The organism is Collinsella sp. (assembly GCF_052346665.1).
GTDB lineage: Bacteria > Actinomycetota > Coriobacteriia > Coriobacteriales > Coriobacteriaceae > Collinsella.
Map to the genome: position 1 here is coordinate 1 of NZ_DAWDUX010000056.1, position 11,224 is coordinate 11,224.

Annotated in this window: 11 protein-coding genes; 2 read left to right on the plus strand and 9 right to left on the minus strand. The window is 62.9% G+C overall.

What is annotated here, in order from left to right:
- From ACT8II_RS08835 to ACT8II_RS08870, 8 genes are all read right to left on the minus strand, one after another.
- Positions 1-2,382 (minus strand): DNA topoisomerase I (locus ACT8II_RS08835; protein WP_443813851.1); only part of this gene is annotated, 2,382 nt, incomplete at its 3' end.
- 235 nt (positions 2,383-2,617) lie between these two features.
- Positions 2,618-3,298, minus strand: coding sequence for a hydrogenase nickel incorporation protein HypB (gene hypB / locus ACT8II_RS08840; RefSeq protein ID WP_443813853.1), 681 nt, complete (start codon positions 3,296-3,298; stop codon positions 2,618-2,620).
- 64 nt (positions 3,299-3,362) lie between these two features.
- Positions 3,363-3,734 carry a hydrogenase maturation nickel metallochaperone HypA/HybF gene (locus ACT8II_RS08845; protein WP_443813855.1) on the minus strand — a complete coding sequence of 124 codons (372 nt, stop codon included), beginning with the start codon at positions 3,732-3,734 and terminating at the stop codon, positions 3,363-3,365.
- 20 nt (positions 3,735-3,754) lie between these two features.
- Positions 3,755-4,549: a twin-arginine translocase subunit TatC gene (gene tatC / locus ACT8II_RS08850; RefSeq protein ID WP_443813856.1), complete on the minus strand. Its 795-nt coding sequence runs from the start codon at positions 4,547-4,549 to the stop codon at positions 3,755-3,757.
- On the minus strand, positions 4,549-5,118 hold the full coding sequence (locus ACT8II_RS08855) for a Sec-independent protein translocase subunit TatA/TatB (RefSeq protein WP_443813858.1): 570 nt from the start codon (positions 5,116-5,118) through the stop codon (positions 4,549-4,551). The genes tatC and ACT8II_RS08855 overlap by 1 nt, the downstream gene beginning before the upstream one ends.
- A gap of 124 nt (positions 5,119-5,242) precedes the next feature.
- A complete protein-coding gene (locus ACT8II_RS08860) occupies positions 5,243-5,557 on the minus strand; it encodes an STAS domain-containing protein (RefSeq protein WP_443813860.1) in 315 nt (104 codons plus the stop codon).
- 39 nt (positions 5,558-5,596) lie between these two features.
- The gene (locus ACT8II_RS08865; protein ID WP_443813862.1) at positions 5,597-6,472 is read right to left on the minus strand and encodes a tetratricopeptide repeat protein; all 876 of its coding nucleotides are present in this window, start codon (positions 6,470-6,472) and stop codon (positions 5,597-5,599) included.
- A complete protein-coding gene (locus ACT8II_RS08870; RefSeq protein ID WP_118652593.1) occupies positions 6,473-7,759 on the minus strand; it encodes an aminotransferase class I/II-fold pyridoxal phosphate-dependent enzyme in 1,287 nt (428 codons plus the stop codon).
- A gap of 779 nt (positions 7,760-8,538) precedes the next feature.
- On the opposite strand from ACT8II_RS08870, the gene ACT8II_RS08875 reads away from it, so the two are divergent.
- Positions 8,539-9,009: an ROK family protein gene (locus tag ACT8II_RS08875; protein ID WP_443813864.1), complete on the plus strand. Its 471-nt coding sequence runs from the start codon at positions 8,539-8,541 to the stop codon at positions 9,007-9,009.
- Positions 9,010-9,118: 109 nt separating this feature from the next.
- On the opposite strand, the gene ACT8II_RS08880 is transcribed toward ACT8II_RS08875, so the two are convergent.
- Positions 9,119-9,967 carry a class II fructose-bisphosphate aldolase gene (locus ACT8II_RS08880; protein ID WP_294122037.1) on the minus strand — a complete coding sequence of 283 codons (849 nt, stop codon included), beginning with the start codon at positions 9,965-9,967 and terminating at the stop codon, positions 9,119-9,121.
- Between the two features lie 335 nt (positions 9,968-10,302).
- Here ACT8II_RS08880 and ACT8II_RS08885 point away from each other — a divergent pair, with 335 nt between their 5' ends.
- On the plus strand, positions 10,303-11,109 hold the full coding sequence (locus ACT8II_RS08885; protein ID WP_118652585.1) for a DeoR/GlpR family DNA-binding transcription regulator: 807 nt from the start codon (positions 10,303-10,305) through the stop codon (positions 11,107-11,109).
- Positions 11,110-11,224 lie beyond the last annotated feature (115 nt).

An 11,224-nucleotide genomic window follows, 5' to 3' on the forward strand; every position in this document is an offset into this window, starting at 1 on the left:
GGTCCCGACCACCACCACGGGTGCGCCGCAATGCTCGCAGACCTCGCCGGTGGCCGAGAGCTTGCCGCGAGCCGGCAGCGGGTAGCTCACGCCGCACTCGTCGTAGTTCTCGCAGCGGATGAAGCGCTTGCCGCTCTTCTCGCTCTTGTGGGCGATCAGGTCGCCGTGGCGGCCGGCCTCAGCGCACACCGAGCACTCCCCCACCTTGAGATCGGGCTCGAAGTTGGTGGGGCACTTGGGGTTCACGCACTGCTCGTAGGCCTTCTGGCGGAAGGGTTGGCACTTGATGCGCGGCGCGCCGCACTCGGGGCACACGGCGGCCTCGCCCTCGAGCGGGCTCACCTTCACACCGGAGGGCACCGGGTAGGTCACGTCGCAGTCTGGCCAACCCATGCAGCCGATGAAGCTGCCGCGGGTCTTGGCGCTCGTCTTCATGACCAGGTCCTTGCCGCACTTGGGGCAGGCGCCCACGCGGGCGTCGGCGGTGACGGCGTCGGAGATGGCCTCGCCCAGGTCGTCCTTGTGCTCGATGAGCGCATCCAGCATGCCGGCGAGCAGGGCGCGGGAGTGGTCCACCACGTGGTCCTGGGTGTCCTTACCCTCGGCGACCTTGGTCATGTCGGCGTCGAGCTCCGCGGTCATGTCCGGCGTGGTCACGCGCGGGGCGAACTCGGAGAGCGCGTCGATGATGGCGATGCCGAGCTGGCTGGGCTCGATGGGGTCGTTCTTGAGATAGCGCACGGTATACAGGCGCTCGATGATGCTCGCGCGCGTGGACTTGGTACCGAGTCCGCGCTTCTCCATCTCCTGGACGAGCTTGCCTTGGCTGTAGCGCGCGGGCGGCTCGGTCTGCTTGGCCTCGAGCTTGATGTCGCGCACGTCGATGACGTCGCCCTCGGCTAGCACGGGGAGCTGCTCGTCGCGCTTGAGTCCGTAGGGGTAGGCCTCGCGGAAGCCCGCCTTGACGAGCACGTCACCGCTCGCGGCGAAGGGCTCGCCTGCGACATCAATGGACAGCTTGGTGTTCTCGATGGTCGCAGGGCCCATGAGGGTCGCTAGGAAGCGCCGGGCGATGAGGTTGTAGAGCTTGAGCTTACCGCCGTCGAGCGTGGTGGGATCGCCCTGGCCCGTGGGGTGGATCGGCGGGTGGTCGGTAGTCTCGACTTTGCCGCGCGTAGGCGTGAGAGGCCCGGCGAGAACCTTCTTGCACACAGGCGCGAGTGCCGGCGTGCCGGACGCGAGGCCCTTCACGATCCCCTCGATGTCGAGCGTCTTGGGATACACCGTGTTGTCCACGCGGGGGTAGGAGATGAAGCCACTCATGTAGAGGGACTCGGCGATGCGCATGGTACGGGCGGGGCTGATGCCCTCCGCCGCTGCCGCGGCCTGCAACGCCGTGGTGTTGAACGGCACCGGAGGCTGCTGCTTGCGGCTGCGCTTGGCCATGGCGACGACAGTACCCGTCGTAGCGCCGTCGACGTGTGCGAACGCAGCCTCAGCCGCCGCTTTGTCCGTAAAGCGTGCCGTGGTGTGGGCGATCTTGAACTCTTGCCCGTGGGCCTCTGCCGCACCGCGAATCTGCCAATAGTCCTCGGGAACGAACGCCATGCGCTCGCGCTCGCGCTCGACTACCAGGGCAAGCGTGGGAGTTTGCACACGACCGGCGGAGCGCACGTTGCCAAAGCCGCCGAACTTGGCGAGCGTGAGGTAGCGCGTGAGCACCGCACCCCAAATGAGATCGATATACTGGCGCGACTCGCCGGCGTCAGCGAGGTCCTGGTCGAGCTCGACGAGGTTCGCGAAGGCCTCGGTCACCTCGCCCTTGATGAGCGCCGAATAGCGCGCGCGGCGGGCGGGCAGCTCGGGTGCGACCTCGCGCACCATGTTGAGGGCGTCGGAGCCGATGAGCTCTCCCTCGCGGTCGAAGTCCGTGGCGATGATGACCTCGTCGGCTTTCTTGGCGAGGTTCTTGAGAACGCGGATGATCTCCTTTTCCGCGGGAAGCTTCACAATGGGCGCCCACGTGAGGTACGGAAGGCTCTCGACCTTCCAGCCCTTGATGGAGATGCCGTTGGGTAGGAAAGGCTTGCGCTTGGTATCGTAGGGCGGGCGGGCCAGGCCGTCGGGCACCTCCGCCGGCAGGATCTCGCCATCGGGCGAGACGCCGTACCAGCCCATCTGCTTGTCGAAGAGGATCTCCTCGGGGAAATCGGGCGCCAAGATATGTCCCGCCAGACCCATCGAAACCCAGTCCTCACCGTCGACCTTGAAGCGGTAGACCTGCGTGTTGTAGACCTTATCGGCCTTTGGTGCGCCGGCATCGGACAGCAGCTGCGCGATCTTTTGCGCGGCGATGTTCTTCTCTGCAACGACGAGTTTCACGTCGGGCTCCTTTTTGGTGTGCGCGAACCGGCATGCCCGAAGGGCGTCCGGCAGTATCTATATATGGTGTGGGGTCAGTGTACACGAGTTCTGACCGCAGCGCGAAAAGCTCACGTTGAAGGCTCTTCAGCGCGGGCAGCTGCGGGCGGGCGCGCAGAAGAACGCGGGCCGGTAAGGACAAGCGGGGCCGCTTGCAGACGGTCACGGGCGATTCCGAAAGTCCCAGCTGACGCACTCAGACGCGCGGCGCTTCGATCTGTCCAAGCAGCCAGTCACACCAGGCGTCCATGCCCTGTCCATGTCGAGCGCTCACCTCAAAACGGGGGGCGGTGGGGTTCAAATCATCGAGAACGTGATTGTATTCGGCAAGATCGAAGTCGAAGGCAGCTGCCACATCGACCTTGTTGAGCAGCAGGGCTCCAGCATGCTGGAAAATGCCCGGGTACTTGAGCGGCTTATCATCGCCTTCGGGAACCGAGAGGATCATAACCGACAGGTTTTCACCTAGGTCAAAGTCGACGGGACATACCAGATTGCCTACGTTCTCGATAAAGATCACGTCGATATCCTGCAGGCCCACGCTTGTATCGAACGCGTCGACCGCCTGCTCGATCATGTTGCCCTCAAGGTGGCAAAGACCGCCGGTGTTGATCTGGATGGCCGGCATGCCGGCATCTTTGCATGCTAAGGCATCTACGTCGGACGCAATGTCGCCCTCGATAACGGCACAGGTAAGACCCGCAGCGCGCAGTCGCTCATTTGAGGCCAAGATGGTCGTGGTCTTGCCAGATCCGGGGCTCGAAAGGACGTTCACCACAAACACCCCCGACTCCGAGAAACGCGTTCTCAAGCGATCAGCGATGCGCTCGTTGCGCGAAAGCACCGGCTGTGCAATATCGATCGTTTTCTCCGCCATGAAGTCCTCTTCCCTGTTTTCGCCCCGGCTCTATCCCGTTTTTCCCAAACGATTTCCAAAACGGCTACGTCCCCAATTGGAAATCGTCGTCGGTTTCGACTTCCATTGATACGATGTCGAGCTCCCGTCCCTGCAACAGGCGCGTCTGCGGGCTCCCACATGCAGGGCAGCGCAGGTGGAACCGGTCGTGATCAAACTCCTCCCCGCAGGCAAGGCATTGGCTGCGGGGATGGACATCCTCCACCTCGAGCTCAGATTCACCTGTGAGCGGATCATCCTCCCGAAAGACCTCCCAGACAAAATCGAGCGACTCGGGAACGACCTCGCACATGTCACCGATGCGCAGTTTAACGGACACGACGCGCGAAGCACCTGCCTCGCGCGCCGTGTCGATCACTGTCTTGAGTATGCCGTTGACGATGCCGATCTCATGCATGTTCCATGGGCGCGCGTGCGCTACTCCTCGTCGTCCTCATCGTCGCCAAACAGGCCCAGGCGGCTCTCGGTAAGGCCCGCCTTGCCATCGCGCGCGACCACAACAAAACGGGTCACGAGCAGCGCGATCTCGTAGAGCGACAGCATGACCGCGTACATGAAGATGAGCGTCACAGGCGATGCGTCGGGCGTGATGGACGCCGAGACAACGAGCATGATCACATAGACATAGCGCCAGGCCCCACGGAAGCTGGCGTACGGCACGATATGGAATACCGCGAGGTAGAACACAATGAGCGGAAGCTCGAACGATACGCCGAAGCCGATCATGAGCAGCAGCTCGGTGTTGATGAAATCCTCAAGCTGCGGCATGGCGGCGCCGATCGAGCGCGTCTCCTGGAGCAGCCATTCAAAGGCAGCCGGGGCGATGAAGAGGTAGCAGAACACCACGCCGGCAAAGAACAGGGCCGTTGCCACGAGCACGGTAGGCACGACCCACTTGCGCTCGTTGGGGCGCAGGGCCGGAAGGAAGAACGCAAGGATCTGCCAGACGATCATGGGCGTGCACATGGCGAGCGCGACCTTGATGGCAATGTTGAACTTGATGGAGAAGCCACCGAGCGACGTCATGACGGAGAGCTGCTCGCCGGGCTGCAGGGACCCGTTAATGGGATCCTTGAGGATATCCACGAGTGTGGGTGCGGCGAAGTACATAAATATCGTGGCGGCGACAACCGACGCCACAACGATGGTGAGACGACGGCGAAGCTCACCAAGATGATCCATGAGCGGCATGCGCGCGGGTCCGATGGGCATTACTGCTCGCCTCCCTTCGAAGCGTCGGCGGATGTGGCGGAATCGTCCGCCGCCTCAGTCGCCTCGGCAGCCTTGCGCTTGCGGGGACGGCGGGCGTAGAGGTCCTCGGTAGTCAACGGCGCGGACTCCTCGACCGTCTCCTCCTTGGTCTCGACCTGGGGCTCCTCGACGGAGGCAGAAGTAGAAGCGGTATCGCCAGAAGTTGCGTCGGTGCTCTCTTCGGCTGCCGCCTTGGCAGCCTCCTGCTCCGCGCGCTCCGCAGCCAAACGAGCGCGACGCTCGGCGAAAGTCTCCTTGCGTGCGGGCTCGGTGGCGGAGGCGGGCGCATCGGCGTCTTCGTCGTCATGCGAGGAGGCTGCGGCATCGGACGTCATCGGTTTTTTAGCCGCGGCGGCCATGGGGTCGACCACCTCGGTCTGCACGACGGCGGTCAGCTTCTCCTGCGTTTCGCGGAACTGACGCAACGCACGGCCGATGGTGTGACCCATCTGCGGCAATTTATCGGGTCCAAACAGCAAAAAGCCGAAGACCAGAATGATCACGAACTCGGTTGAGCCGATTCCTAACACGGGATACCTCCCAGGGCAGTCGAATGGCCGACGCGCCAAACCGCGCCGGCGAGTGTCGGCAATTTTTTAAGTATACCCCCGCACGATGAACGGACCTTGCAGAACGCAAGGTCCGTTCAATCGCTTACACAGCGCTGATGTCGATGTCCTTGTCTACGCCGAGCAACTGCACAACGCGCACGACATTGGGCTGGGCTCCCGTGATGGCAAAGGCCCGGCCGCGCTCGGACGCATGGTGGGCAGCACCCACCAGCACGCCGATGCCGGTCGAATCAATGTACGCGACCTGGGAGAAATCGAGCTCGACGCGCTCGGCAGGCTGCTCCAGAGCCAGGTCGATGGCATTGCGGAGCTTGTCGGCATTCGAAATGTCTATCTCGCCTGCCACGGAGACCACATAGCGCTCAGGGCTCGGGTTGGTGGTAATCGTGAGTTCCATATATCACCTTTCATCGCGCGCGGAACCAGGGCACCGCCGCTATTCGTTCAACGCGTCGAGGCGCTGCTGGGCATAATCCTTGACGCCATACGTATCATCCTGCGCCGCAGCGTCGATTGCGGAACGATACGCTTTCTTGGCCTTGGCGGTATCCCCGTGCGATTCGTAGAACATGCCGAGGTTCGCCCATGCCGGAGCGAAGGAGGCGTCACGCTCCACCAGGTCCTCCAAATCCGCGATGGCGGCATCGTGGTCGCCCGTGTAGAACACGCAGATCGCGCGATCGACCTCGGCGGACGGAGAGTCAGTCGTCTCGAGGTACTCATCGTAGAGCTCAACTGCCTGGGCGAACAGATCCGCCGCCTGCTGCTGCGCAGCTTCGTCCTGGGCATCTTCCATAGCGGCCATGCCCATGTCGAAGTACGTGTTGGCGCGAGAGAGGGTGTCCGGCTCGCCTGTCGCGCTCGAACCGTCGACAACCGTGGCGTTACCCTTCTCGTCGACGTCGACTTCGGGATGCCCCTCGGGCATCGACAGCGACGCCTCATCGCTCGCGTCATCGGAAGCACTCACGGACTGCCCGGTATTCGCGCTCAGCTCCGCTATGGTCGCCGAGGTGCCGATCAGATAGCCAATCACCACGCCCAAGACAAGCGAGATGCCCGCAATGGCCAAGACCATCCAAAACGGAGGAGCCTGTCGGGCGGGGGCAGCAGATGCCGAAGCGGCCTTGCGATTGGAGCCGGCTTCCGTTCTCGGCTCATGCTCGGGCTCGGAGGCCTGCTCGGACCCGCCATCCCGGCCAGACTCTTCAGCAGGCTCTCCGGCAGATGCAGCGTTCGCCCCCTCGAGCGTCTCCCCTGCATCCATCAGCTCCTGCTCGTCATCGAAAAACTCGTCAAAGGACTCGCTCATCTAGGCGCGCTCCTCGCTCGCCAACTCGGCACTCACCAGCTTGACCGCGAGTACCAACACGTCAAGCGCGGCGGAGAGCTCATCGACACTCGGATAGCTCGGCGCAATGCGGATGTTCGTGTCGAGCGGATCCTTGCCATAGGGCCAGGTGGCGCCCGCCGGCGTCATGGTGACGCCCAGCTCCTTACAAAGGGCACCCACGCGCTTGGCGGAGCCCTCGGGGCCGTCGAAGCTCACGAAGTACCCGCCGTTGGGGTGAGTCCACGTGGCGCAACCAGTACCCGCTAGCCCCTCCTCGAGCTTGCGCTCAACGCACTCAAAGCGCGGACGCAGGAACTCCGCGTGCTTGGCCATGTGCTCGCGCACGGCGTCGAGCGTGGGCAAAAAGCGCACGTGCATGAGCTGGTTGAGCTTGTTGGCGGAGATCAGGCCGACCTTGAGGGTGCTGGCGACCTCCGCGACGTTCGAGGGCGAGGAGCCGAAGAACGCGATGCCCGCGCCGGGGAACGTGATCTTGGACGTGGATGCGACGGCGAGAATGCGATCCTCGTTGCCCGCCTCGCGCGCGAAGTCGAAGATGTTCGCGAGCTTCTCGGGCTCCTCGGCAAAATCATGCACGGCGTAGGCGTCGTCCCACACGATGCGGAAGTCGGGGGCGGCACACTCCATGGTGGCGAGACGGCGGACCGTCTCATCGGAGTAGGTCACACCTGTGGGGTTGGAATACTTGGGGACGCAGAACATGCCCTTGATGGAGGGATCCGAAGCGACGAGGCGCTCGACCTCGTCCATGTCGGGGCCAGTCTCGGTCATACGGACCGGGATGTTCTCGATGCCGAGGTCCTCGGTGAGGCCGAAGTGACGGTCGTAACCAGGCGCGGGGCACAGCCACTTCACGCCCTCGAGCTTGTGCCACGGGGTGTGACCGGGCACGCCCTTCTCCCAATAATGGACGATGACGTCCTGCATGATGTTGAGGCTGGAGGAGCCGAGGACGATGGTCTGCTCGGCGGGAACGCCCAAAAACTCGCCGGCGAGCTTGCGCGCAGACGGGATGCCCTCGAAACAGCCGTAATTGGAGCAGTCGACGCCCTCGTCGGTGAGATCGGCAGAGGAGCTCAAAAGGTCGAGCATGGGACGGGAGATGTCCACCTGCGCGGGCGACGGTTTGCCGCGCGCCATGTCGAGCTTAAGCCCGCGTGCCTTGACCTCGGCGACCTGGGCCTTGAGATCCACAAGGGCATCGGCCAGTTCGGCATCGCTCATCTTTTGGTACATCGTCTGCATGTCGGCCCCTTTCTTGGAGGCGTAAGGGTGCGGGAGCCGCAGGAATCGTCCTGCGCTGCGGCCATGTGTAATCACGCCGCTTTGCTTCGAAACAGTATACGTGGTTTGCCAGCCGTATGGCGCACTCCACACGATGCTTAAAATGAAGTCGACCCCCTTTGTGAGCATGACTCTGCCCGCGGAGATGTATCGACAAACGCCCCTTCACACTTCCCCAACAGACCCGCCACAGAAGCGCCATGGCGAACGGTCGATTTCTTAAGGCGTGCGTAAGGTTGGCCAGTCGCCATGCAGCGCGTTATATTTCATTTTTCACTTCTGAACTGGCCATTCATCAATCTGGCAAAGACTCGTAAGTCTTTCTTATGGCAACAAGGAGAAGCTTGCTGGCAATAATGAGGACAGCACCCGGGGCGATGCAGCGATGCCCCGCGTGCTGTATTTGGTGGATGACGAGGAGGTCCGAGCATGCATTCTTCCAACGATGTCAAGCTGGCCCGGACGCACCGGTCGCAGCACACATGTGCAAGTCTTTTCTCCTTCCCCCCGACACAGAGAAAGGGCCTCCTCGGTCCCACCGCCCTCAAGCGCTCGAGCGACCAGACCGCGAATCTTGAACAGTCGTTTCGCAACTTGCTCCTTGCGCTCAACATGGCACCCATGCAGCAGTACACAGCCTAAGAACACCACCAATACAGCGACTCGCCAAAAGGGCCTCGGTTATCGAGGCTCTTTTGGTGTACATTTCGGATATCGTCATATCTGAAGGGGGTACGGCAATGGGTGCATATCTTGGCGTGGACATCGGTGGGACCAGCGTGAAATGGGCACTCGTCGACGATGACTTCAACATGATCGACCGGGGAGACACGCCGACCGCGTTTTCCTCAAGCGAGGAGGTCGTCCGGGCAATCTGCGACATCGCGCAGACGCATGCCGGAGCATTCGCGGCAGTAGGCGTGAGCGCTCCGGGCCTCATCTTCGAGGACGACCCCGACGGCACCATCTACCACGGCGGAGCGCTCACCTACATGCAATGCGTCCTCGACCCCGATGTGTTCGCCATCGCCGGCGGCATCAGCTGCCACGACGTTCTCATCGAGGCGATCGAGGAAGCGCTCGTCGAGCAGCGTAGGGCGTATACGGGCCCGCTCGACGCCATGCCCCTCCCCCGCGTCACCCGCACGACGCTCGGAAACGACGCCAACCTCTACGGCGCCGTACAGGAGGCCCGCAAGCTGCTGGGGTAGCCGGCTTTCAACCCGTGAAAGACACCTCGAATCGTGACAAAAGAGGGCGGCCCGAAAGCCGCCCTCCCTCTGCGGATGTCGATTTGATTCGCGGAATGCGCGTGTTTGATTAGGCGCGGCCCACGGAACCGAGGTTCTCCATGCGGATCTTGACGATCTTGGTGATCTCCTCGGCACCGGCCTTGCCCGGGTTCTTGGGATCGAAGTTGTTGGGATTCTCAGCCATGTAGGCCATGTAGCCCTTGGTGTAGGCCTGGCGCAGCTCGGTGGCGTAGTTCACCTTGCAGATGCCGTTCTTGACGGCCTCGGCGACCTGCTCGTCCGGCACGCCGGAGGTGCCATGAAGGACCAGCGGCACGTCGACGGCGGCGCGGATGGCCTTGACGACGTCCTGGTCGATGTGGGGCTCCTCGGTGTAGACGCCGTGCGCGGTGCCCACGCCGATGGCGAGGGAGGTGCAGCCGGTGCGCTCGACGAACTCCTTGGCCTCGACCGGGTCGGTGTAGGGGGACTCGCCCTCGACCTCGACGTCGTCCTCCTTGCCGCCGACCTTGCCGAGCTCGGCCTCGACCGGAACGCCCATGGCGGCACCGGCGTCGGCAACGAGCTTGGTGAGGGCGATGTTGTCCTCGAAGGACTCGTGGGAGCCGTCGATCATGACGGAGGTGTAGCCGGTGCGGAGAGCCTTCATGCAGCGATCGTAGCCATCGCCGTGGTCGAGGTGCAGGGCCACGGGCACGGAGGCGCGCTCAGCGGCGGCCTTGACCATGCCGTAGAAGTAATCGAGGCCGGTCTTCTTGATGGTGCCGGACGTGGTCTGCATGATGACGGGGGACTTCGTCTCCTCGGCGGCGGCCAGGACGGCCATGACGAACTCGAGGTTCTCGACGTTGAAGGCGCCGACGGCGTAGTGGTTCTTCTGCGCGTCGAGCAGCATCTCCTTGGTGGTTACGAGCATGAGCGATCGCTCCCTTCTCCACGGGCGGGATGGCCCCCGCGCCGCTTGGCAATTCGCCGGCCCCATCGCCGACGTACTTGATGCCCCTATTGTACGAAACTGCACCGTGCACGTGCCCGCTGCATCGCTCTGTCCGCACGGGATGTTGATGGGTATTGGCAAGAAAACACAACACGCGGTCCCTGATGGCGAGATGTGAGATTGCCTCCGCACCCCTTCCCCCACTTGCGTTCATGACAAAACGAAAGAGATGGAAACTTCTTTTGCTTCTTTAAAAGAAAATATAAGAAAATGGAATCTGCACAATTCGTACACGATTCCCTAAGGGGGCGCCTATGTCCGCCACAGCCTCACGCACCTTCGCCGAGGAACGGCGCGCCGCCATCATGGACATGCTCGAGCGGACCTCGTCGGTGCAGGTCGCCGATATCGCCGAGACCTTCGGCGTCTCATCGGTCACCGCGCGCGCGGATCTCGACGCCCTGGCCAGCGCGGGCAAGCTGCGCCGAACCCACGGCGGCGCCGTCTCGCTTCACAAGAGGCTGACCGTTTCCGTGCAGGACCAGCGGATCAACGTCAACGTCGAGGCGAAGCAGGCCATCGCCCGCACCGCAATAGGGCTGGTGCACGACGGCGACACGGTGTTCGTCGACTCCGGAACCACCGCGCTCGAGTTCGTCCGCATGCTCGACATCCGCAGCGGCGTCACGGTCATAACCGCGGACATCACCATCGCCGACTTCATCGACGAGAGCCTGCCCGGCGTCACGGTCATCATGCTCGGCGGAGAGCTGCGCCAAGGGCACCGTTACCTTTTCGGGCCACTCACCATGGCCGCCCTCGGCACGCTGCACGCCGATCTTTCCATCATCTGCCCAGGGGCGTTCGTGGCCAACCGCGGGTTCATGACGGACTTTCCGCAAATGGCAGAGATCAAGACGGCGGCCACGGGGGTCGCCTCGCGCAGCGTCGCCCTCATGGACGCCAGCAAACTCAATGCGCGCGGCACCTACTGCTTCGCCCCACTCGATGCGGTGGACCACATCGTCATAGACAAAGATGGAGAGGGCGCCCTTGCGGACGCCCTCGGCGCTCTGCCCGAAGGCGCCAAGCGCCCTCAGCTTTTAATTGCCGACCAATAGTCGGGATCCGCGGCGGCATAAAACGCAAAGGTGGTAGCACAGCTCGATAAAACTTCCGAAATTGGGCGTGCGGCAGAAATCTTGGAGACCGGGGCCTCCGTCCTTAGGCCGCCAG